18 protein-coding genes and 2 riboswitches are annotated in these 23,383 nt (G+C 64.3%); of the genes, 10 read left to right on the top strand and 8 right to left on the bottom strand.

The window, feature by feature from the left end:
• The first annotated feature begins 6 nt into the window (after nucleotides 1-6).
• The gene (locus tag art_RS22670) at nucleotides 7-138 is read left to right on the top strand and encodes a putative transporter small subunit (protein WP_038464165.1); all 132 of its coding nucleotides are present in this window, start codon (nucleotides 7-9) and stop codon (nucleotides 136-138) included.
• 94 nt (nucleotides 139-232) lie between these two features.
• Here art_RS22670 and art_RS08870 read toward each other — a convergent pair whose 3' ends face one another.
• Nucleotides 233-1,903, bottom strand: a complete 1,671-nt coding sequence (locus tag art_RS08870) for a DEAD/DEAH box helicase (RefSeq protein WP_052136157.1) — start codon at nucleotides 1,901-1,903, stop codon at nucleotides 233-235.
• 315 nt (nucleotides 1,904-2,218) lie between these two features.
• On the bottom strand, nucleotides 2,219-3,700 hold the full coding sequence (locus art_RS08865; RefSeq protein ID WP_038464161.1) for an RNB domain-containing ribonuclease: 1,482 nt from the start codon (nucleotides 3,698-3,700) through the stop codon (nucleotides 2,219-2,221).
• Nucleotides 3,701-3,765: 65 nt separating this feature from the next.
• Between art_RS08865 and art_RS08860 the strand changes: the two genes are divergently transcribed.
• Entirely contained in the window at nucleotides 3,766-4,470 is a 705-nt protein-coding gene (locus art_RS08860; RefSeq protein WP_038464158.1) for a ferritin-like fold-containing protein, read from the top strand.
• 375 nt (nucleotides 4,471-4,845) lie between these two features.
• Here the strand turns inward: art_RS08860 and art_RS08855 are convergent, their stop codons facing one another.
• Together art_RS08855 and art_RS08850 are read right to left on the bottom strand one after the other, a co-directional pair.
• A complete protein-coding gene (locus tag art_RS08855) occupies nucleotides 4,846-5,340 on the bottom strand; it encodes an AAA family ATPase (RefSeq protein WP_038464155.1) in 495 nt (164 codons plus the stop codon).
• A 129-nt stretch (nucleotides 5,341-5,469) separates the two neighbouring features.
• Nucleotides 5,470-7,488 carry an AarF/ABC1/UbiB kinase family protein gene (locus tag art_RS08850; RefSeq protein WP_253901584.1) on the bottom strand — a complete coding sequence of 673 codons (2,019 nt, stop codon included), beginning with the start codon at nucleotides 7,486-7,488 and terminating at the stop codon, nucleotides 5,470-5,472.
• 265 nt (nucleotides 7,489-7,753) lie between these two features.
• Between art_RS08850 and art_RS08845 the strand changes: the two genes are divergently transcribed.
• Nucleotides 7,754-9,166, top strand: a complete 1,413-nt coding sequence (locus tag art_RS08845) for an MFS transporter (RefSeq protein ID WP_253901530.1) — start codon at nucleotides 7,754-7,756, stop codon at nucleotides 9,164-9,166.
• 83 nt (nucleotides 9,167-9,249) lie between these two features.
• On the opposite strand, the gene art_RS08840 is transcribed toward art_RS08845, so the two are convergent.
• From art_RS08840 to cycA, 3 genes are all read right to left on the bottom strand, one after another.
• Nucleotides 9,250-10,521: an MFS transporter gene (locus tag art_RS08840; protein ID WP_038469423.1), complete on the bottom strand. Its 1,272-nt coding sequence runs from the start codon at nucleotides 10,519-10,521 to the stop codon at nucleotides 9,250-9,252.
• Nucleotides 10,522-10,670: 149 nt separating this feature from the next.
• Nucleotides 10,671-11,588 carry a formyltetrahydrofolate deformylase gene (gene purU / locus art_RS08835; RefSeq protein WP_082000204.1) on the bottom strand — a complete coding sequence of 306 codons (918 nt, stop codon included), beginning with the start codon at nucleotides 11,586-11,588 and terminating at the stop codon, nucleotides 10,671-10,673.
• Nucleotides 11,585-13,081, bottom strand: a complete 1,497-nt coding sequence (gene cycA / locus art_RS08830; protein ID WP_052136155.1) for a D-serine/D-alanine/glycine transporter — start codon at nucleotides 13,079-13,081, stop codon at nucleotides 11,585-11,587. Before cycA ends, purU begins: the two co-directional genes overlap by 4 nt.
• Nucleotides 13,082-13,235: 154 nt before the next feature.
• A riboswitch (glycine riboswitch) is annotated at nucleotides 13,236-13,333 on the bottom strand.
• Nucleotides 13,334-13,545: 212 nt separating this feature from the next.
• A riboswitch (glycine riboswitch) is annotated at nucleotides 13,546-13,641 on the top strand.
• A 148-nt stretch (nucleotides 13,642-13,789) separates the two neighbouring features.
• On the opposite strand from cycA, the gene gcvP reads away from it, so the two are divergent.
• The 7 genes from gcvP (at nucleotide 13,790) to art_RS08795 (ending at nucleotide 22,839) form a co-directional block, all read left to right on the top strand.
• The gene (gcvP, locus tag art_RS08825; RefSeq protein WP_038464152.1) at nucleotides 13,790-16,660 is read left to right on the top strand and encodes an aminomethyl-transferring glycine dehydrogenase; all 2,871 of its coding nucleotides are present in this window, start codon (nucleotides 13,790-13,792) and stop codon (nucleotides 16,658-16,660) included.
• Nucleotides 16,661-16,687: 27 nt separating this feature from the next.
• Nucleotides 16,688-17,821 carry a glycine cleavage system aminomethyltransferase GcvT gene (gene gcvT / locus art_RS08820; RefSeq protein WP_038464149.1) on the top strand — a complete coding sequence of 378 codons (1,134 nt, stop codon included), beginning with the start codon at nucleotides 16,688-16,690 and terminating at the stop codon, nucleotides 17,819-17,821.
• Nucleotides 17,822-17,924: 103 nt separating this feature from the next.
• Entirely contained in the window at nucleotides 17,925-18,308 is a 384-nt protein-coding gene (gcvH, locus tag art_RS08815) for a glycine cleavage system protein GcvH (RefSeq protein ID WP_038464146.1), read from the top strand.
• Nucleotides 18,305-19,621 (top strand): serine hydroxymethyltransferase, encoded by a 1,317-nt coding sequence (gene glyA, locus art_RS08810; protein ID WP_038464143.1) that lies wholly within the window; start codon nucleotides 18,305-18,307, stop codon nucleotides 19,619-19,621. Before gcvH ends, glyA begins: the two co-directional genes overlap by 4 nt.
• A 136-nt stretch (nucleotides 19,622-19,757) precedes the next feature.
• Entirely contained in the window at nucleotides 19,758-21,155 is a 1,398-nt protein-coding gene (locus art_RS08805) for an L-serine ammonia-lyase (protein ID WP_038464140.1), read from the top strand.
• 52 nt (nucleotides 21,156-21,207) lie between these two features.
• Nucleotides 21,208-22,224 (top strand): lipoyl synthase, encoded by a 1,017-nt coding sequence (lipA, locus tag art_RS08800; RefSeq protein WP_038464136.1) that lies wholly within the window; start codon nucleotides 21,208-21,210, stop codon nucleotides 22,222-22,224.
• A gap of 216 nt (nucleotides 22,225-22,440) precedes the next feature.
• On the top strand, nucleotides 22,441-22,839 hold the full coding sequence (locus art_RS08795) for a LexA family transcriptional regulator (RefSeq protein WP_052136931.1): 399 nt from the start codon (nucleotides 22,441-22,443) through the stop codon (nucleotides 22,837-22,839).
• Between the two features lie 123 nt (nucleotides 22,840-22,962).
• Here art_RS08795 and art_RS08790 read toward each other — a convergent pair whose 3' ends face one another.
• Nucleotides 22,963-23,364, bottom strand: a complete 402-nt coding sequence (locus art_RS08790) for a nuclear transport factor 2 family protein (RefSeq protein ID WP_038464133.1) — start codon at nucleotides 23,362-23,364, stop codon at nucleotides 22,963-22,965.
• Nucleotides 23,365-23,383: the final 19 nt, after the last annotated feature.

The raw sequence follows: 23,383 nt of genomic DNA, 5'->3' as shown, positions 1-23,383 counted from the left end.
AACATCATGAGCGTATTTTTTCTCACCCTGTATGTCCTGGCCTGGCCGGTCATCGTTGCCGTGGTGCTGTACATCCTCGGCAAGGCCTTCTTCCAGGAGTTCCGCGAGGCAAGGCGTGAAGGCCGTCCGCTGATCTAAGTTCACCTTAAACAACTAGGACGCAGTAGATGCACTCGGAAAGCGATTTCCGTTGGGTTTCAGTGCAACTACTGCGTCACAGTCGTTGGTGGGGTTAGGAGTCCGTGGCGGGCGTGTCCACTACCTCGCCGTTGCGGCGGCGGGTGCGACTGCGACGTGCGCGCGGTGCCCCAGCCTCGGCCGAAGCGGGTGCGCCGCCCTCAGCCGGTGCCTCGGCAGCAGAGGATGCCGGACGACGCCGGCTCCGGCCGCCGTCGCTCTTCTCACCTGCGGGGGTCTCATCACGGCGCTTCTCACCATGGCGGGCACCAGTTCGGTTGCCGCCGCGGTTTCCTCCGCGTTCCCCCTCGCGGGGGCCGCGGCTGTCGCTCTTGGGGGCGTTGCGCTTGCCGGTCTCGCCCAGGTCTTCAAGCACCTCGGCATCGATGCCGGCATGCGTGCGCTTGCTGCGCGGCAGGCGGCCCTTGGTGCCCTCGGGGATGTCGAGGTCCGTGTAGAGGTGCGGCGAGGAGGAGTACGTCTCGATGGGCTCGGGAACGCTCAGGCCCAAGGCCTTATTGATCAGGGCCCAGCGGGGCATGTCGTCCCAGTCCACGAACGTGACGGCCGTGCCCTTGTTGCCTGCGCGGCCGGTGCGGCCCACACGGTGCAGATAAATCTTCTCGTCCTCAACGCACTGGTAGTTCACCACGTGCGTGACATCGTCAACGTCAATGCCGCGGGCGGCAACATCGGTGGCGACGAGGACGTCAACCTTGTTGTTGCGGAAGGCGCGCAGCGCCTGCTCGCGGGCGCCCTGGCCGAGGTCGCCGTGGATGGCTGCGGCAGCGAAACCGCGGTCAACCAACTCTTCGGCAACCTTGGCTGCGGTGCGCTTGGTCTTCGTGAAGATGATGGAGCGGCCGCGGCCCTTGGCCTGCAGGATGCGGGCCAGCACCTCAATCTTGTCAAGGTTGTGGGCGCGGTAGATCAGCTGGCGGATGTCACGCTTCGTCAGGCCTTCATCGTCGGGATCGGCGGCGCGGATGTGCGTTGGCTGGGTCATGTAGCGGCGGGCCATGGCAACCACCGGGCCGGGCATGGTGGCCGAGAACAGCATGGTCTGGCGCACGGCCGGGGTGCCGGCAATCAACGTCTCAACATCGGGCAGGAAGCCCAGATCCAGCATTTCGTCAGCCTCATCAAGGATCACCATGCGCACGTGCTTGACGTTCAGGTGGCGCTGCTTGAGCAGGTCAATCAGGCGGCCCGGCGTGCCAACGATCAGCTCGACACCCTTTTGCAGGGCCTCGATCTGGGGTTCGTAGGCGCGGCCGCCGTAAATGGTGGCGATGCGGATGCCGCGATGCTTGGAGGCGGTGACGAGGTCGCCGGCAACCTGCACGGCGAGCTCACGCGTGGGCACGATGATCATGGCCTGGGGCGCGCCGGGGGCGGCCAGCTTCTCAAAGCCCTCATCCTTCGGGGCAACAATGCGGTTCAGCGCCGGGATCCCGAAGCCGAGCGTCTTGCCCGTTCCGGTCTTGGCCTGGCCGATGATGTCGTGCCCGGTCAGGGCGATGGGCAGTGTCATGGCCTGGATGGGGAAGGGGTGGTTGATCCCGGCTTCGGTCAGCGAGGAAACGATCTCGTGGTGCACGCCAAAGCTGGCGAACGTTTCCTTTTCTTCCTGGCGGGGTGGTTCGTTGCTGCTCAGCGTGCCGTCAATTTCAACGTTTTCGTTGCTGTCTTCTGCCTGCAGCAGGGAATCTGTTTCAATGCTCAAATGCTTACCATTCAATTCGTCTATTCAAGGTGCCGCCAACCGGGCTCAACGCTGGCACAAGAGGCCTCACGGAACCGCAGAACAGCGGCACTACCTTAGGGAAGCCGATCGCGGGCTTGCAATTTCGTGCCCTCCCGCCGTCAGAGTGACGGCTGCGGGAGGAACTGATAAGACGCGCGTAGGGGCGGGCTTGTTGAATCAAAATCTAATAATCAACGACCGGGCATCCATGTCTACCCTCACAGTCTAGCCGTACAGCCCCGCATTCCCGCCGCGATTGGCCCAAAAGAGATGGCGGAGCCACCCGCGCCGCCATCAGACGACGGGTTCGGAGGCAGCCTGCACGAATTTCACGCTCCGCTTGGCAATGTCCACCGCGACCAACTTGACCCGGACAACGGTGCCCGGTTCAAGATCGCCCTCACAATATGCGCTCACGGCCGGTGTGGTGATCTGGATGGAGCTGCGCGCGGCTGCCGACCTTGTAGTGTGGCCGTTTTTCTTTGGCCCGGCAAGCACGACGGCGTCAAACTCACCTCCGACGTAATGGCGCAACAACGCTGCCTCAACCGTGTCGATAGCGGCCCTGTCCACCTTGTTGGCCAGCTGATTGGAGTCGGCCATGATCTCCGGAAGTTCCTCCAAGGCTGCGATGGCCCACTCCGGCACGTCCTCGTTGGCAGACAACGCGGCGCAAATGGCCAGCACAAACCTGTCAACGAGCCGCCGCAGCGGTGCCGTAGTGTGCGCATAAGGTGCGGCTACGGCGGCCTGCGTGAGCTGTTCCGGCAGCGTGCCATTGAACGGGGTGTAGCTGGCGCCGCGGAACAAGGTGGTGGCAGCGTGCATCAGTGCCAAATGTTTTGGCTCGGAGGTGTCCAGGGTGCGCAGATACGCCCCGTAGGCCATGTCCGTGCCCCACGGTTTGCCCAGGACCACGGTTTGGCGCCGATAGGCGGCAATGGCTTCCTCATCCGGGGCCGGCATGGTGCGCAGGATGCCCACCTTGCCCTCAATCATGAGACCGGCCGCGGCCATGCCCGTGAGCAGGGAAATCTGCGCGTTCCAGTCCTCAATTGGCAAGCCCGGGCGGAATTCCAGCACGTATCGGCCATCAATAAAATCGACCTCCTGCGCGGGCACGTTCAGGCTGGCGCCTCCCCTGGCGCGCTCCAGGGCGATGCGTTTCGTCCCAATCTCTGCCAAAAGGGCCAAGGTGCCGGCAAAAGCGGCGGGTGCGGTCCCGGCGTCGTACATCTCCTGAGCCTGCTCGTAACCGAGTTTGGCAATGCTCTGCACGGTGGCGCGGCGGACCATGGCGGAGGTCTGGGAACCGTCGGCGGCAAGGTGAATTTCCCAGACGTAGGCGGAGCGGGGGTCGTTGGCGAAGAGGCTGGCGGCGCCCTCGCTCAACGGCAGCGGGTGCAGGGGGATGCGCTGGCCGGGGGTGTAGATGGTCTGGCCGCGGCGGCGCGTCTCGGAATCCAGGGGGCCGCCGGCCGGCACAAACGAGGGGACATCGGCAATGGCGTAATGGACCACATAACCGTCGCCGTTGCGCTCCAAATGCATGGCCTGGTCAAGATCCTGGGAGGTGGGCGGGTCGATCGTAATGAACGGCAGCGCGGTGAGGTCCGGGGTGGGAAGCTCGTGGCCGGCAATGACGTCAGCGACTTCGGCCAGGACGTCCGGGTCAAAGCCGTCCGGCAGCTTGAACTCCTCGCTCAAGGCGGCCAGGGCTTGGGCAAGGGACTGCTGCGCGGCGCTTCGTCTGACGCCAATGTGAGAGTAGGGCACGGGTTCAGCGTAAACGATTCTGTGACGGGATCAAGGGCGGCGCAGCACACACTACGCTTGGGCACATGAGTATTTCAGCATTCGACGCCGACGATTCCGTTTCCGCCGGTGAACTCAGCGCCCGCTACGACAACTTTGTGGTGGACCTGCTGGGCAGCATTGCGTACGGGGAATTGTCGGCGTTTGAGCGCCTGGCCGCGGATGCCCGGCATTCCCCGACCCTGAGCGATCGGGCCGTGCTGGGAAAGATGGCAGTGTCCGAGTTTGGCCATTATGAGGCCATGTGTGCACGGCTGCGTGAGATGGGCATGGACCCGGAGCTGGCCATGGCACCGTACCAGCGCATGGTCGATGCCTTCCACGAGCGCACCAGGCCGGCTGATTGGCACGAGTCGTTGATGAAGGCGTACGTGGTGGAGGCGATCACGGAGGAGTTTTACGCGGCCATCGCCGAGCGCCTGGATGAGCCCACACGCGAGGCGATTGCCAAGGTGCGCACCAGTGATGAACAGTTGGCCGAGCTGACCGGGCTGTTGAAGAAGATGTTGGGCGAAGATCCCCGGCTGTCCTCACGGCTGGCGCTGTGGGGCCGGAGGCTGGTGGGGGAGGCCCTGACCCAGGTACAGCGGATCGGCGCCAAGCACAGTTTCCTGGTGGGTCTGCGCCCCGACGCCACTCAGGAACAGGCTGCCGCCGAGCTGGCAGCCATCTTGAGCGCCCTGACCCGCAACCACTCCAAGCGCATGAGCCGGCTGGGGCTGACGGCGTAGCTTGTGCAGTTTTGCGGAAAAAGCTTGCGGAAAATGGGGACTGCGGTTAAAGCCGGTGGTAGAACACCCGCTTTAACCGCAAATGCCGTCCGTTGTGGGAAGTGGCGGCTGCAGCGCACGTCTTCTCCGTCCTGGACGTCCTCGACATTGGGCCGGGCCGTCGAGATGGGGCCATGTCGACGTCTCTGGCGAGCCTATTCGCCGAAAATGACCCCAGCCCGCGAAGAGGGCGCGACTTCGACGGCATTTCGCGAGGTGGACCCATTCTCGCGAAAAGATACGTGTCAGAGTGCTGCTTGGGGCCATTTTCGCCGACATTAAGCAGTTGATGTCCGTGCGGTGGCCGGGAGCGAACTGGAAACTGCCGTGATGGTTCTAACCTCCCCGGACATCGGCGAGGATTCGCGCCACTGTAGCCTCAAGGCCCTCGGGCGCCGTAATCCGCTGCTCCGAGATTCCCTCCAGTGGGTCCCAGCCGTGGTACCAGCTGCGCATCTGCTTCTCGCCGAAGTCGGACCGCTTGTCCGGACGGGTGGCGTGGCGGCGCAAAGTCTCATCAAGGCTGAGTTCCCATGCGTAGAACAGGCTCCGACCCGTGTGCCCGTCCCGCAACCGGCAGAAACAGCCGCTGTAACTTCGAGGGTTGAACATGCCTTCCATGATGACCGTCCGCCCGTGTCGCAGCGCCAAGGCAGCAGACTGTTCAATCAGCTCTACGCTGAGTGGGGGATAGTTTCCGGTCTCGCCCAACACTGTCCGGCGGAAGTAGTCCTGCTCAATCCAGACCGCACCCAGTTCCTGTTGCAGCGCGCGGGCGACGGTGCTCTTGCCGGAGCCGGAGTTGCCGCGCAACACAACCAAGACGGACATGTCTCCATCCAAGCACCTTCCGGGGCCGAACGGGGCAGGCCGGGGCCCGCCGGGCCCGAACGGGGCCGGACAGGGACAGCACCTGCCACGCGCGCCGGGCGGGCCCCGGGAATCAGCGCACAGCCACTATCAGTCCCCGGCGTTGCGCTTGAAGACCAGCATCAGTGCCCGCATGCCCAGCACAAAGCCGCCAAAGAGCAGGACAAATCCAAAGAAGCCGTACAAATGGATGTCCCCTGTCAGTAACGGACCTTCGTTGCTGGTGATCAGCAGGATGGCACCGAGGACAGCGGATCCTGCCAGCACCGCAACGATGAGCTGTTGGAACAATCCGGTGAGGAAGCGGCGGTCCGAGGGGTGGTCCAGGACGCGAACCCGCATGGAGAATCGGCCGTGCTCCAGGTCCTCGGTGATCTTGTTGAGTCGGCGTGGGAGGCGGTTGACCAGCGGCAGCAGTTGCATCATGCGCTGCTCAAACTCGCCCTTGAGGTTGCCGATTTTTAGTTTTCCGTCCATGAGCCGTGAGCCTTCGCTGCGCGCGGCGGCCACCAGGTCCATGGAGGGGTCAATGACCAACAACGTGCCCTCCACGGCGGCGAGGGCCCGGAAGGCGGCGCCGATCTGAGCCGGGACGGCGAACTTGTGGGCGATGACCAGGGCAAACAAATCTCCAAACATCCTCTGGCTGCCACCTGGACCGAATCCTGGCCGGAAACGGGTCAGCAACTGGCCCAAGGAACGCTCCAGTGCCCTCTCATCCAGGTCTTCGGGCCGGTCGAGCAGTTCGATGAGGGCGTCGGTGGCCCCGGCTGCGTCGTTCTTGTCAATCGCGTACAGCATCATGCCCAGAGCCGTCTGGGTGGCCGGATCCAGCCTGCCCACGGAGCCAAAGTCCAACAGGCCAAGCGTCCCCTCCGGGGTGATGAAAATGTTGCCGGCGTGCAGGTCTGCGTGGAATACGCCGTCGGAAATGATCTGCTCCAGCGTGGCGCCTAGAAGAGTTTCGGCAAGGGCTCTGCGCTCGCCGGCCGACAAAGAGGTCAGCAGTGCGCCGGCCGAGCTGACAGGACGGCCCGGGAGCCGGTCCATGACCAGCAGCCGTTCACTGGACAGTTCGTGATGGGCGTGTGGGACGGCGACGGCGAACGTGCCCGAGTGCGCCAGCGACGCTTCGATGCTGCGCATGTTGTCCAGCTCAACCCGGTAATCCAGCTCCTCCTCAAGCGAATCGGCAAATCCGCGCGCCAGGGTCAGCACGCCCAGGGACTTGCCCCAGGGTGTTGTGGTGTTTAGCCAGCGCGCCAGCCGCAGGATGATGTCGGTGTCCAGGGTGACCTGGTCAAGCGCACCGGGGCGTTGAACCTTAAGCACGACGTCGGACCCGTCCAGCAAGGTTGCCTGGTGCACCTGCGCCACCGACGCCGCGGCCAGGGGTACCGGGTCCACCTGGCTGAATACCTCCGCAAGCGGCCGGCCCAGACTTTCTGTAATGGCCAACTGGATGGCTTCCCACGGCTCCGGGGCAGCGTTGCTCTGCAGCGACTCCAGCTCCCGGATGAACACCTCCGGCAGCAGGTCGCGGCGGGGGGACAGCATCTGGCCCAGCTTGATGAACGTGACACCGGCTTCGTTGAGGGCATTGCGCAGGGCCCGCGCGGTTTTGGCGTCCTGGCCGAAACCCTCGTCCCGGCCAAATCCGCGCAGCCGCGAACCGAGACCGTGGCGCACGGCGATCGAGATGACATCGGCGTAGCGCCGGGTACGCCGCCGTCGTGCCTTCCAACCGGTGAAAATCTGACTGAAGCCGGGCAGCGTGCCGGTGGGGAATGCGGCCTCAAGAAACACCAGGGCGCCCACGCCGAGGGCAAACGTCCAACAGACCGCCAGCACCAGCAGGAGCAGCGCCACCATGGGTGAGACATCAAGGCCGGTGGGGTTTGCATCTGTTCCCGCACGGAACAGGTATTGAACGGTCAGGGCCATGGCACCGCTCATGACAAAGCCGACGGCGATGGACCGCGGCCAGCCGATGGGCACCCCCACCACGCGCCGGACCACGGTTGCCGCCAGCCATGATTGCAGGGCCAGGAACAGCAGCCCGGCAATGCCCAGCAGCACTATCAGCGCAACATCCAGAAAGCCCATCATGAACTGCACTTGCTGAGATTGCTGCTGACTACGACCACTTCGGCTCCCGGGGTGAGATGGATTGTGTCTTCACTGTAGCCGCGCCGGGCGCCTGCGACCGGATGGACGCGGCAGCAGGAAGACGCAAACACAGCCAACTTCGGCATCGACCAGGACGATCCGCAAAAGCGGTTGTGGCTGCGCCTGGCCACCATGGACCTGGCCGGGAAGTAGTCACATCCCGGACGAATATGCCGGGCCCGGCCCGCTTGGCTACGCTTGTCCGGTGACCTGGGGAATACCGACGTCGAACGGCAGCAAGTCCTTCAGCCGCGCCCTGGCACTTTTGGTCGCCGGCACGTATTTCATGGAGATCCTGGACGGCACCATCATTGCCACGGCGGCGCCCGGCATCGCCGCAGACCTAAACGTCAACCCCGTGGACATCAACCTGGCCATGACCTCCTACCTGATCACCCTGGCCGTGGGCATCCCGATCAGCGGCTGGCTGGCCGAACGCTTTGGCGCGCGCCGCGTGTTCACGGCCGCCATCGCCATCTTCACGGTGGCCTCGCTGCTCTGTGCAATGAGCCCCAACCTTGCGTTCCTGTGCGGTGCCCGCATGCTTCAGGGAGCGGGCGGGGCCATGATGGTCCCCGTCGGCAGGCTGGTTGTGCTGCGCGATGCGGACAGGAAGGAGTTCCTGGAAGCCATCGCCTACCTGACCTGGCCGGCCCTCATCGCGCCTGTGCTGGCTCCCGTATTGGGCGGACTGTTCGTCACCTACGCCAGCTGGCACTGGATTTTCCTGATCAACGTCCCACTGGGCGTCATCGCCTTCATCGCCTCCCTGAAGGTGGTGCCCAACGTTCGCGCCCTCAAGGTCCCGCCGCCGGACTGGACCGGCTTTCTCATGTGCGGCATCGCCCTCGCCGCCCTGGTGATTGGCATGGAACTGGTCGGCGCGGCACCTACGCCGTGGGCCGCCGTCGTGCTGTGGCTGATGATTGCGGTGCTGGCGCTGGCGGCCATGTTGTGGTGGTTCAAGCGCTCGCGGCATCCGCTGCTGGACCTGCGGGCGCTGCGCATCCACACCTTCTTGGTGGGCAATGCCGGCGGCGCAATGTACCGGCTGGTCATCAACGCCGTGCCGTTCCTGCTGCCGCTGATGTTCATGATCGGCTTCGGCTGGAACGCGTTCGAGGCAGGGCTGATGACCATGGCCGTGTTCGCCGGAAACGTGCTGATCAAGCCCGCCACCTCGCCGCTGATCCGGCGGTTTGGCTTCCGCACGGTGCTGCTGTTGAGCAACATTGGCGGTGCGCTGGCCTTGTTTGCGTGCGCCTTCCTGACGCCGGCCACGTCGTTGGCCGTGATCGCCGCCGTGCTGTTTATCAGCGGTGTGCTTCGTTCCATCGGCTTCAGCGCCTACAACACGGTGCAGTTTGTCGATGTCCCCAAGGCTCGGATGGCCGGGGCGAACACGCTCTCATCCACCATCTCTCAGGTCGCGACGGGTCTGGGTGTGGCCGTGGGTGCCTTGATCCTGCGTGCCGCCGAGGGTCTGTTGGGGGCGGATGTTGCACCGGTCACGGGGTACCAATGGACGTTCGCGGTGCTCGGTGTGTTGATGCTCTACCCGGTGGTGGAGGCCCTGCTCATGCAGAGGGCTGCGGGGGATGAGGCGCGGGTGCGCTGACATCCGCCCTGCGGTTATTGCTGTGGTTTCCAAGGAAGCGGACGACGGCGGACGGCAGCCCGGTGCGCAGGCTTAGGTTGCGCCTATGGTTGCGGCCCAGGCTCCGCGCGGGGTTCCGCCGGAGAGCCCTCCGAAGTTTCGGTTCCGGGCACTTCCCGTGGTTCCGCCCCCGGCAGCAGCATTGCGGCAGCCACAGCCGCCAGTGCGGCCAGCACCGCGAGGGCCCCGGCCATGGCGCCCCAGCCAAAGTGCTGGAACAGCAGCCCTGCGCTCCAACCGACGACGCTCGAGCCTGCGTAGTAGCTCAGGTTGTACAGCGAGGCGGCCTGCGCCCGCCCGCTTGTGGCGAGGGCGCCGGTCCAGCCGGACGCAATGCTGTGCGCGCCAAAGAAACCGGCCGTGAACAGGACCAGTCCGGCCAGGATTACGGCAACGGGGGACGCCAGCGTCAGCGCCAGCCCCGTCGTCATGGCCCCCGTCGACGCCAAGAGCACGGTGCGCCGGCCCCAGCGGACCGCCAGCCCGGCGACCAGACGAGCTGAAACGGTCCCGGAGAGATAGGCCAGGAAGAGCAGGGCCACCGCCCACGCGGGGAACAAGTACGGGGGAGCCTCCAGCCTAAATCCCAAATAGTTGTAGACACTGACAAAGGAGCCCATGAGCAGGAATGCTTGTGCGTAGAGGGCCAGGAGAGGCTTGCTGCGCATTTGCGGCACCAACTTACCCAGTACGGCCCCGAAACCCTCCCCGGACGACGGCACAAAACCGCGCGGCTTCGGCGCCAACAGCAGGAACCCCGCGGCGGCAACGGCGGCGCAGAGGGACACAGCAAGGGTTCCCATGCGCCAGCCGGCCAGATCCGCCACGGGCCCCGCGAGCAGGCGGCCAAACAGCCCACCCAACGTTGTGCCGGCGACATAGGCTCCGGCTGCGGCGGCGGCGCTGCGCGGTTGGACCTCCTCGGTGAGGTAGGCGATGGCCAGTGCCGGGATTCCTCCCAGCGCGGCACCTTCCAATCCGCGCAAGAGCAACAGCACTTCAAAGTTGGGTGCGGCGGGAACCAGCAGCCCGAACACCGTTGCCAGGATGACGGCCAGCCCCATGGTGCGCACCCGGCCCCGGCGGTCGGACACGAACGACCACGGCAGCACAGCCAACGCCAGTCCCGCGGTTGCCACGGAAATGGTCAGCGATGCCTGGGCTGCGGTGACGCCCAATTCGCGTGAGACCAGCGGCAGCAGGCCCTGCAGTGAGTAAAGCTGGGCGAAGGTTGCCACCCCGGCGCACGCCAGCGCGGCCAGCATCCGCCGGTATCCAGGGCTGCCCTTGTGGTGTCCCTGCGACGGGCCGGCGATTCCCTGGCCGCCAGCACCTGGCCCGGACTTGTCGATCTTCCGGGGCTCAGCCACAGTTCACGCTAATCACACGATCAACCGTAGAACGCCGGCCCCGCTGCGTCCAATGCACCCTGCTGCCAGGCGCGAACGGCATCGGGAGGCAGAATTTACCTCAGGACGACGGTGCGGTTGCCCGACAGTATGATGCGGCCCTCCGCATGCCACCGCACCGCATTGGTCAGGGCCTTGCATTCAGCGTCACGGCCAACCGCCACGAGGCCCTCCGGACCGTAACTGTGGTCCACCTCGATGACCTGCTGGGCGATGATGGGCCCCTCATCGAGTTCGGAGTTGACGTAGTGGGCCGTGGCACCGACCGTCTTGACGCCGCGGTCGAAGGCCTGGTGATACGGTTTGGCGCCCTTGAAACTGGGCAGGAAGGAGTGGTGGATGTTGATGGCCCGCCCGGACAGCACCGACGTGAGGCTGTCGCTGAGAACCTGCATGTACCTGGCCAGGACCACCAGCTCCACCCGGTAATTCTCCACCAACTCCAGCAGCTGCGCCTCGGCGGCCGGCTTGGTCTCAGGCGTCACGGGGATGTGGTGGTAGGGGATGTCGTGCCATTCCACCAGGCCCCGATGGGTTTCATGGTTGGAGACAACGGCGACAATTTCCACCGGCAGTTCACCGTTTCGGGCGCGGAACAGCAGGTCGTTCAGGCAGTGGCCGAACTTGGAGACCATGACCAAAATGCGTTCCTTGCGGGCACGCGGCTCCAACCGCCAATTCATGCCCCATTTCCCGGCCACCGGCGCGAAGTCCGCCCGGAGTTCTTCCCGGCCCGGCCCGCCGCTGCCGGTGAGGAAATGCACCCGCATGAAGAAGTGCTTGACCCTCTGGTCACCGAACTGCTTGATATCCACGATGTAGCAGCCGTGTTTGAGCAAAAATTCGGCCACGGCATGCACAATCCCGGGGGACTCGGTGCAATCAAGGGTGAGCAGGAACCCCTCACCCTCCGCCGGGTTCACCGACGGACCCACCGCCGGTATGCCCGACGGCGTCAACGGCTCCGCGCTCATTGGCCGGCCTCCCTCTCACTCGTCAGCCCCTGTTCACTCGTCAGCCCCTGTTCGGTGCGGAACCGCTCCGTTTCAAGGTCTTCCTTGAACTTCGCATAGCGGGCCCGATGGCTGGGGGTCTTGCCAACGAGGTACCAGACCACACCCAGCACAACGAACCACAAGGGGGTCACCAGCAGTGCAATCAGCGTATCCACCTGAGTAGTCAAGGCCCACAGGACAAAGGCGAAGAAGGCGAAGACCACATAGACCATGGGAATTCCGCCAGGCATCTTGAACTTCGAGGATTCATGGAGTTCAGGGCGGCGCCGGCGGAAGGCGAGGTAGCTGGCCAGAATGATGGACCAGACAAAGATGAAGCAGACAGCGGCCACGGTGGTGACCATTTCAAAGGCCTTGCTGATGTCCTCGCCGACGTACAGCAACACGATGCTTGAGAGGAGCAAAACGCAGGAGAGGAACAACGCATTGTTGGGGACCTTGCGCTTGGACAACTTGGCAAACCTGGCAGGAGCATCGCCCTCCTTCGCCAGGCCATAAACCATGCGGGAGGTGGAATAGATGCCGGAGTTGGCTGAGGACATCGCGGACGTGAGCACCACGAGATTGATGATGGTGGCGGCCGCTCCGAGTCCGGCCAGCGAGAACATAGCGATGAACGGGCTTTCTCCGGCGGCAAATTGGGTCCACGGAATGACTGACATGAGGATGATCAAGGCGCCTACATAGAAGAGCAGGACACGAATCGGGATGGAGTTGATGGCCTTGGGGAGGTTCTTCTCCGGGTCCTTGGCCTCGGCCGCAGTGGTGCCGACCAGTTCAATGCCCACGAACGCAAACACGGCAATCTGGAATCCGGCCACAAAACCCATGAATTCATTGGGGAACAATCCGCCGTGGCTCCACAGGTTCGTGAAGCTGGCCGTTCCGGAGTCGGACTGGAAACGGCTGAAGATCATGAACAAGCCCACGCCGATCAAGGCGACAATGGCAACGATCTTGATGAGGGCAAACCAAAATTCCGTTTCGCCAAAGGCCTTCACGGTGGTCAGGTTCAGGACCAGCAATATCCCGATGGTGACTACCCCGGGGATCCACAGGTCGATCCCCGGCAAGAGCACCTCCGAGTAGGCTGCGATGGCGATGACATCGGCGATGCCGGTGATGACCCAGCAGAACCAGTAGGTCCAACCGGTGAAGAAGCCCGCCCACGGACCCAGCAGATCCGCGGCAAAATCGCTGAACGATTTGTAATGGAGGTTGCTCAGCAGCAGCTCGCCCATGGCACGCATGACGAAGAACAACATGAAGCCGATGATCATGTAGACGAAAATCACTGAGGGACCAGCGGCGGAGATGGTCTTGCCTGAGCCCATGAACAGGCCGGTGCCGATGGCCCCGCCGATGGCAATGAGTTGGATGTGCCTGTTGCTCAGCTGCCGCTCAAGGTGGGGCTCGGCATCGGGTGTGCTGGTGGATTGGCGGATCGTCAAAGGAAGGCCCCTCGTTTAGGTGGCATGGTGCACCACGAAGATGTGCTTCCTCCCCGCTCTGTCTGGGACCTGAGAGTTTCCGCGTTTCCTTAGAAATCAAGGGACGCTTGCACCGTCGGTGAGCCCGGATGTTCGGGCTGCTTTCCAGAGTTGCCTAGCCACAGCGGTACAGGGGCCTGAGAGATTCCTGGGGAGGATTTGCTCCTTCGGCGCCTACTGGATGTACCGGCAGAACTCTCCCGCCGCGGATCATAGGCACTTCAACTAACTTGGTGACGCGAGTCACACACTAGTGGGTGATTTGGCCCGGCGCAAGATGGCGCATGAAAAAGCCTGTGGCAAATTGCGGCGCCGGAGCAGTTGAGTGGCTGTATCGACCGCGGCACGGACCTGGCCGGCTTGGCTTGCCGGAGTTCATCGTGTATTGTGTGCTCCGAATCACCCTAATATCTTAATATGCCTTTCGAACCGTGGCGGGAGAGTCCTCCCAGCAATGTGGCGGCGCCGTAGGAGCAAATCCTCCCCAGGAATCTCTCAGGCCCCCGTACCGCCATGGTGAGGCAACTCTGGAAAGCAGCCCGGGTCACCGGGCTCACCGACGGTGCAAAGCGGATGAACAATCCGCGGAATCTCTCAGGTCCAAGACAGAGCGGGGAGGAACCCAACCCATGCCGTGTCCCCCGGGCCGGCCGAATCTTGGAGTTCCTCATGACGATTCAGTCCAACGCGACAGTGTTTGCCGACCGGCACATTGGTGCCCGCCAGCAGTCCCACATCGAGACCATGCTCAAGGCGATCGGCTACGACAGCGTCGATTCACTCGTGGACACGGCCGTTCCCGATTCCATCCGCCAGGCAAAGCCGCTCGCCCTGAGTGGTGCGCTCAGCGAGGTCGAGGTGCTGGCCGCACTCGGCGCCCTCGCCGAGAAAAACACCATGGCGGTGCAGATGATCGGCCAGGGCTACTATGACACCGTGACCCCTCCGGTGATCAGGCGCAACATCCTTGAGGCCCCGGCATGGTACACCGCCTACACCCCTTACCAGCCGGAGATTTCCCAGGGCCGCCTCGAGGCGCTGCTGAACTTCCAGACCATGGTCAGCGACCTAACCGGCCTGCCCGTCGCCAACGCGTCCCTGCTCGATGAAGCCACCGCCGTGGCCGAGGCCGTGCTGCTCATGCGCCGCGCCAACAAGTCCAAAGCTGCCGCCAACGGCAAGACTGTCCTGGACGCAGACCTGTTGCCGCAGACCATCGCCATCGTCAAGGGCCGCGCTGAAGCACTGGGCTTTGAGGTGGAAGTCGCCGATCTGGCCCAGGGACTGCCCGACGGCGACATCAACGGCGTCGTCCTCCAGCAGCCAGGCGTCTCCGGACGCGTGTTCAACCACGCACCCGTGATTGCCGCAGCCAAGGAACGCGGTGCACTCGTCACCGTGGCCGCAGATCTGCTGGCCCTGACGTTGATCACCCCTCCCGGTGAGCAGGGTGCCGACATTGCCGTCGGAACCGCCCAGCGTTTCGGTGTGCCGCTGTTCTTTGGTGGACCGCACGCTGCCTACATGGCTGTGCGTAACGGCATGGAACGCTCACTGCCCGGACGCATCGTGGGTGTCTCCAAGGATGACACCGGACTGCCGGCCTACCGCCTGGCCCTGCAAACCCGCGAGCAGCACATCCGCCGCGAGAAGGCCACCTCCAACATCTGCACGGCCCAGGCCCTGCTGGCCATCGTCGCCTCCATGTACGCCGTTTACCATGGACCTTCGGGCCTGAAGGCCATTGCCGAAACAGTCAACCGCCACGCCCGCACCCTGGCAGCGGCACTGGCGGCATCCGGCGTCGAACTGCTTCACACCTCCTTCTTCGACACCCTCACAGTGCGCGTGCCCGGACGCGCCGGCACTCTTGTTGCCGTGGCCGAGAAGGATGGCATCAACCTGCGTCACATCGATGCCGACCATGTGGGCATATCCGTTGATGAAACCACGACGGCGGATCTTGTGGCCCGCGTGGCCGCAGTGTTTGGTGCCGCACCGGCAGGAGACGGCGCTGACATTGGGGGCAGCGCCGACTTCGCCCTTCCGGCCGACACCGTGCGCGGCTCGGACTTCCTGACCCACCCCGTGTTCAACACGCACCGCTCCGAAACGCAGATGCTGCGTTACATCCGCCGCCTCAGCGACCGCGACCTGGCGCTTGACCGCACGATGATCCCGCTGGGCTCCTGCACCATGAAGCTCAACGCAACGGCCGAGATGGAAGCCATGTCCTGGCCCGGATTCGCCTCCATCCACCCCTTCGCTCCGGACTCCCAGACCGCTGGCTGGCGTGAACTGATCGGCGCACTGGAAGCCGATCTGTGTGAGATCACCGGTTACGACCAGGTCTCCATCCAGCCCAACGCCGGCTCTCAGGGTGAGCTCGCCGGCCTGTTGGCCATCCGCGGCTACCACCTGTCCCGCGGGGAATCGCAGCGCACCATCTGCCTCATTCCGCAGTCCGCCCACGGCACCAATGCGGCCTCGGCCGTGCTGGCCGGCATGAAGGTTGTTGTGGTTGCCACGGCAACGGACGGCACGATCGACCATGCCGACCTGAGCGCCAAGATCGAAACCCACAAGGACCAGCTTTCCGCCATCATGATCACCTACCCGTCCACGCACGGCGTTTACGACGCCGATGTGCGCGAGGTCTGCGACGCCGTCCACGCAGCAGGTGGCCAGGTGTACGTTGACGGTGCGAACCTGAACGCCCTGGTCGGCTTGGCGCAGCCCGGCAAGTTCGGTGGAGACGTCAGCCACCTGAACCTGCACAAGACCTTCTGTATCCCGCACGGCGGCGGCGGCCCCGGCGTGGGCCCCGTTGCTGCGAAGGCCCACCTGGCGCCCTTCATGCCAGGCGATGCCAATGCGTCAGGAGTGTCCGGCACCGGGGTCCCGATCTCGGCCACACGCTTCGGTTCGGCCGGGGTGCTGCCGATCTCCTACGCCTACGTGAAGCTGATGGGTGGCCAGGGACTGACCGAGGCAACGAAGTCCGCGCTCCTGGCGGCGAACTACATCGCCTCGCAGCTCAACGAGCACTACCCGGTCCTGTATACGGGAGCCGGAGACCTGGTTGCCCACGAGTGCATCTTGGACCTGCGCGAGCTGACGGCCAAGACCGGAGTGACGGCAGAAGACGTGGCCAAACGCCTCATTGACTATGGCTTCCACGCCCCCACCCTGTCCTTCCCCGTGTCCGGAACCTTGATGGTGGAGCCGACCGAATCAGAGGATTTGGCCGAAATCAACCGCTTCATCACCGCCATGATCAGCATCCGGGCCGAGATCGACCAGGTTGCCGACGGTGCCTTCACACTGCCGGACAGCCCGTTGCGCAACGCACCCCATACGGCTGCCGCCGTTGTCGATTCCAACTGGGACCGCGGCTACTCACGTGAACAAGCCGTGTTCCCCGTGGCCAGCCTGCGCCAGGACAAGTACTTCCCGCCGGTTGGCCGCATTGACGGAGCCGCGGGGGACCGCAACCTGGTCTGCTCCTGCCCTCCCATTGAAGATTTCGAAGACAACTAAAGCCAACCCCACCGCAAAGGAATTCCCATGACTGAGAACCACACAGCCCTTTACGGCGAACACCAGAAAGCCGGGGCGTCATTTACCGACTTTGGTGGCTGGCAGATGCCGTTGAAGTACTCTTCCGAACTAGCTGAGCACCACGCCGTCCGCAAAGCCGCCGGCCTCTTCGATCTCTCCCACATGGGCGAAGTTTGGGTGAGCGGCCCGGACGCCGCAGCCTTCCTGGATTTCGCCCTGGCCGGAAAAATCTCCGCAGTGGCCGTGGGCCGGGCCAAGTACTCGCTCATCTGCAACGCAGAGGGAGGGATCATCGACGACCTCATCTCCTACCGCCTCGCGGATGAGAAGTTCCTGGTGGTCCCCAATGCCGGCAACGCTGCCACCGTGGCACGGCTTTTGGCCGAACGTGCGGCCGGTTTCGACGTCGTCGTCGAGGACGTTTCGGCTGAGACCTCGCTGATTGCCGTCCAGGGACCCAACGCGGAAGCGATTGTGCTGACCCTCGTGCCGGAGGACCAGCATGCGGCCGTGAGCGGGATGAAGTACTACGCCGCCGCGGAAGTCCCCATCACCATCAACGGCACAGCCCGCGAGCTGTTGCTGGCACGCACGGGTTACACCGGCGAGGACGGCTTCGAAATCTACCTGCCCAATGCCGACGCCGCCGCCCTGTGGCAGGTGTTGTTGGAAAACGGCCAGGACCTGGGGCTGATCCCGGCCGGCCTGGCTTCCCGCGACTCCCTGCGGCTGGAAGCCGGCATGCCGCTGTACGGCAACGAACTAGCCGTCACCGGCCATGCCTACTCGGCCGGCCTGGGCCCAGTGGTGTCGCTGGCCAAGGAAAGCGACTTCATCGGCAAGGCCGCACTCGCCGCCATTAAGGAATCGGGCGACGGCGTCACCTCCGGTCGCAAGCTGGTCGGCCTCAAGGGTATGGGCCGCCGGGCCGCGCGCGGGCACTACCCGGTCCTGAAGGACGGCGCCAGCATTGGCGAGGTCACTTCCGGCCAGCCCAGCCCCACCCTGGGCTACCCTGTCGCCCTGGCCTATGTCGACGTCGAACATGCCGAAGTGGGCACCCTGCTCGATGTGGACCTGCGTGGCAAGGCCGAACCGTTCGAAGTGGTTGCACTGCCGTTTTACAAGCGTCAAAAGTAATCCCCACCCGCTCCCATAGCTTGCAAGCTCGCTTTGGGGCCCTCGCGGGCGTGGGCCCAATCAGTGGCCCGCCCCTACTCACATTTCTTAGACAAGGATCATTATGAGCAAGGTAGCAGCAGAACTGCAGTATTCCGTTGAGCACGAGTGGATCGCCCGCGACGGCGCGGGTCCCGCCACCATTGGCGTTTCGGCCGTAGCCGCCGACGCCCTCGGCGACATTGTGTACGTGGACCTGCCCGAGGCAGGGTCCACCATCACCGCCGGCGAGCCGTGCGGTGAGATCGAATCCACCAAGTCGGTCTCCGATCTCTACTCCCCGGTGACAGGGCTTGTCACCGAAGTAAACACGGCCGCCGTCGAGGATCCCGCCGTGATCAACACGGACCCTTACGGTGCAGGCTGGCTGTTCAAGGTTGAGATTGAATCCGAAGGCCCCCTCCTCAGTGCCGAAGAGTACGCGGCCGCCAATGGTGGCGAGCTGTGAGCGCCGTCGGCGTGGATTACGTGCAGGTTGTCTCCGCGAGCCTGGATGCGCCGTTGTCAGAGCTGGACCCGGACATTGCCGTTGCGATCGACGCCGAGCTGGCCCGCCAGCGCACCGGCCTGGAAATGATCGCCTCGGAAAACCACACCGCGGCGGCCGTCATGGCCGCCCAGGGCTCCGTCCTGACGAACAAGTACGCCGAGGGCTACCCTGGCCGCCGCTACTACGGCGGTTGTGAGCACGTCGACGTCATCGAGCAGCTGGCCATCGACAGGGTCAAGGCCCTGTTCGGTGCGGGTTTCGCCAACGTCCAGCCGCACTCCGGCGCCCAGGCCAACGCCTCGGTCATGCACGCGCTGATCAAGCCCGGCGACACCATCATGGGGCTGAACCTGGCCCACGGCGGGCACCTGACGCACGGCATGAAGATCAACTTCTCCGGCCGCCTGTACAACGTGGTCCCGTACCAGGTCCGTGAAGACACGCACCAGGTGGACATGGTCGAGGTGGAGCGTCTGGCGCTTGAGCACAAACCGGCACTGATCGTTGCCGGCTGGTCGGCTTACGCCCGCCAGCTGGACTTCGTCGAGTTCCGCCGCATTGCCGATCTGGTGGGCGCCTACCTCATGGTGGACATGGCGCACTTTGCCGGCCTGGTGGCCGCGGGCCTGCACCCCTCACCGGTGCCGCACGCCCACGTCACCACGTCCACCACGCACAAGACCCTGGCCGGTCCGCGCGGCGGCATCATCCTAAGCAACGATGCGGACATCGCCAAGAAGATCAACTCGGCGGTGTTCCCCGGGCAGCAGGGCGGTCCGCTGGAGCACGTCATTGCCGGCAAGGCCGTGGCGTTCAAGATCGCAGCCTCGGCGGAGTTCAAGGAACGCCAGGAGCGGGTGCTTGCCGGTGCCCACATACTGGCGGAGCGCTTGATCCAGCCCGACGTCACAGCCAAGGGGATCTCCGTGATTTCCGGTGGCACCGACGTGCACCTGGTGCTCGTGGACCTGCGCAACTGTGAGCTCAACGGCCAGGAAGCCGAAGACCGGCTGGCCGCGATTGACATCACCGTCAACCGCAACGCCGTGCCGTTTGACCCGCGTCCGCCGATGGTCACCTCAGGCCTGCGGATTGGCACCCCGGCCCTGGCAACGCGCGGATTCGGCACGGAGGCTTTTGCCGAAGTGGCCGACATCATTGCCGAGGCCCTCATCGCCGACGCCGGTGCCGACCTCTCCGGTCTGCGCAACCGCGTTGAGGCGTTGGCACAAGCCCACCCCCTGTACCCGTCAGTGGCAGAATTGTCCTAGCGGAACAGTTGCCCCTGCGACCGCCGTGGACAACGGCTGCCGCAGGGGACCGGCCGGGCATGCACCGTCATGGTGCGCCCGGCCCTCCGGGGGACTCATCCCCGGAACACGTTTCGGCCTTGAGTGAGGTGCTCGCATGTCTGTTGGCGTTTTTGACTTGTTTTCAGTGGGGATCGGCCCATCCAGTTCCCACACCGTGGGGCCCATGCGGGCCGCCGCGGCCTTCGCCCGGGAACTGGCTGGACAACACGTCCTGGACCGTACGGCTGCCGTGCGGGTGGATCTCTACGGTTCCCTGGCAGCCACCGGACGCGGGCACGGCACCATGACGGCCGTGCTGTTGGGGTTGGAAGGCCGCGAACCGGAACTGATCCTGCCGGCAGAAGTGGAAGCCAGGCTGGCCGCCTTCGACGCCGGGGAGCCGCTGCTGTTGGCAGGCGCCGTTGCATTGGCCTACGGTGCCGAGGACATCATCCTGCACCCCTTGACCATCCTTCCCCGGCACACCAACGGTGTGAAGTTCAGTGTGAGCGATGCTGCCGGAACCGTGTTGCACGAGGCCACCTACTTTTCCGTGGGCGGCGGCTTCATCATCCGCGAAGGTGCCGTGGAAGAGGCCGTGGCCGAGCTGGAATCATCCAAGGCGAAAATGCCGTACCCCTTCCGCACAGCCGCCGAATTGCTGATCCACTGCGCCACCGCGGGCGGAAACTTCAGCGACGTCATGCTGGCCAACGAGCTCGTTGGACGCAGCGAAGATGACGTCCGCAGCGGGCTGCTGCACATCCGCGACGTCATGGAACAGTGCAAGAACGCCTCGCTCGCCCGTGAGGGCTTGCTGCCGGGCGGGTTGAAGGTGCGGCGCCGGGCTCCGGCCTGGCACACGCGGCTCCTCCAAGAGGACCCGGACCGGGACCCGAAGTTCTGGCAGGAATGGGTGAACCTGGTGGCGCTGGCCGTCAACGAGGAAAACGCCTCCGGCGGCCGCGTTGTCACCGCCCCCACCAACGGTGCCGCCGGCATCATCCCGGCTGTCATGTTCTACGCCACCCACTACATCGACGGCATGCACCACGCCTCGCAGGAGGCGATTGACGCCGTCGTGGTCAAGTTCCTGCTGGCCGCCGGCGCTGTTGGCGTGCTGTACAAGGAGCAGGCCTCCATCTCCGGTGCGGAGGTGGGCTGCCAAGGCGAGGTGGGATCGGCGTCGTCCATGGCCGCCGCCGGACTGGCCGAGGTCATGGGCGGCACGCCGGAACAGGTGGAAAATGCCGCCGAGATCGCCATGGAACACAACCTGGGCCTGACGTGTGACCCCATTGGCGGGCTCGTGCAGATCCCCTGCATCGAGCGTAACGCGATTGCCGCGGCCAAGGCTATCAACGCCGCAAAAATGGCGCTCTGGGGGGACGGCCAGCACCGTGTCTCTCTCGACGAGGTCATCATCACCATGCGTGAAACGGGACGCGACATGTCCTCCAAATACAAGGAAACAGCCATGGGCGGACTCGCCGTCAACGTGGTCGAATGCTAGATCCAACAACCACCGGGGCCGTTGATACGGGCCGGTCAGAAGGAGCACTGCTGTGACGTTGGCACCTGAAGGACGCAAGCTGCTGCGTATTGAACAGCGCAACGCGGCTGTCCCCGTTGAGCGCAAGCCCGACTGGATGAAGACCAAGGTTTCCATGGGCCCCGAATACATCGCCATGAAAAACCTGGTCAAGGGACAGGGCCTGCACACCGTGTGCGAAGAGGCCGGTTGCCCGAACATTTTCGAGTGCTGGGAAGACCGTGAGGCCACGTTCCTCATTGGTGGTTCCGAGTGCACCCGCCGCTGTGACTTCTGCCAGATCGATACGGGCAAGCCGTCCCCGATCGACAGGTTTGAGCCCACCAAGGTGGCCCGCTCCGTGGTGAAGATGAACCTGCGCTACGCCACCGTCACGGGTGTGGCCCGCGATGACCTCGCCGACGAGGGTGTCTGGCTTTATGCCGAGACGGTGCGCAAGATCCATGAGCTCAACCCGAACACCGGCGTTGAACTTCTCATCCCCGACTTCTCCGGCAGACCCGAGCACATCACGGCCATCTGCGAGTCCAAGCCGGAAGTGTTCGCCCACAACGTGGAGACGGTGCCGCGGATCTTCAAGCGCATCCGCCCCGCCTTCCGCTACGACCGCTCCCTGGATGTCATCCGCCAGGGCCGCGATGCGGGCATGGTCACCAAGTCCAACCTGATCCTGGGCATGGGTGAGACCCGTGAGGAAATCTCGACCGCCCTGCAGGACCTGCACGACGCCGGGACCGACCTGATCACGATCACCCAGTACCTGCGCCCCTCCGAACGCCACCTGCCGGTGGACCGCTGGGTCAAGCCACAAGAATTCCTGGACATCTCCCAGGAAGCGGAGGAAATTGGTTTCCTGGGCGTCATGTCCGGACCGTTGGTGCGCTCCTCCTACCGGGCCGGGCGACTCTGGGCCACGGCCATGCGCAAGAAGGGCCGCGACATCCCCGAACACCTCGCCCATATTGCCGACGGCATCGAGGATTCCGGCTTCACCCGCCAGGAAGCCGCCTCCCTGCTCGCCGCACACTGAGCCTGCCCGCACGTTGAGCCGGCACTTCCACTGAGCCGGCACTCCCGCTGGTCCCCACAATTCCCGCCAACAGTTGGCGGGAATTGTGGGGTCCTGCGGGCCGGTCGGCATCCCGCGGGCCGTCCCACCCAACTCCGCTACGAATCGGCCGGGCACGCAAATGATAAGCTGGTCTTCTTTCGAATTCATGTACTAGGCGGTGTTGTGGTGTTTGGCATGGACCTGCCCGTCCCCAAGCGGCCCAACGAGCCCACCGGCTTTGCCTCGCCCGCCCGCGACTACTTTGACGGCGGGATCGACCTCAACCGCCACTTGATCCGCGATCGCACCAGCACCTTCGTCATGCGCGTCTCCGGCGATTCCATGGCCGGAACCGGCATTGCCGACGGCGACGAGATCATCGTGGACCGCGCACTAGCCCCTCGCGACGGTTCCGTGGTGGTTGTAGTGGTGGAGGGTGAGCTCCTGATCCGCCGTCTCGTGAAGCACGACGGCGTCACCTCCCTGACCACCCAGCCCGCCCATGCCCCGTCCCCGGCTTCGGCGGAGGTGCTTGCCTTGACCGGTGAGGTCTCGGTGTGGGGTGTTGTCACCCGGTGTCTGCACCACGTTTAGCCGCTTCCAGCGTTCTTTGCTCGTTCCGTTCAGCCCACGCCCGGCCTTCCTGCCCGCAGGAGTCGTGGGCAATTCAGCCTTCGTTGGACTGTTCCAATAGTTGGAACCCTGGAACCCTGGGTCTCACTGGTTGAAGGCCTGGATGGGCCGGGCATGGCGGCCCTCTTTTACCTCAGAGTAGTCGCGCGCCGACTTTACCAACCCGGTCTCATCGAACGTCAGGACCGTGCATCCGGAAATCGTGATGCGCTGGCCATTGAGGTGAATGACGACCCAGTACTCAACACATGCTGAGCCGCCGGCAACGACCGGTTCGCCGAACCAGGTTTCTGCTGGCCTGGTTTCTTCTGCGAAGCATTCCTGCAGATAGCCTCGCAGTCCGGTGCGTCCATGAAACGGCCTGAACATGGAAGCCCAGTGCTCGCCGTCATCGGCCTGCATTTCCACTATTGCCTCTACGTCCTGCAGCGGCCAGGCGCTGGCCCACGTCTTCGCCCAACGTTGCGCGGCATGGATGGTTTGCATTTATTGTTCCCCTTGAGGT

It is taken from the genome of Arthrobacter sp. PAMC 25486 (assembly GCF_000785535.1).
In the GTDB taxonomy this organism is placed as follows: domain Bacteria; phylum Actinomycetota; class Actinomycetes; order Actinomycetales; family Micrococcaceae; genus Specibacter.
Note: the sequence above shows the minus strand (reverse complement) of the source record. Positions and strands in the feature narration are given on the sequence as shown.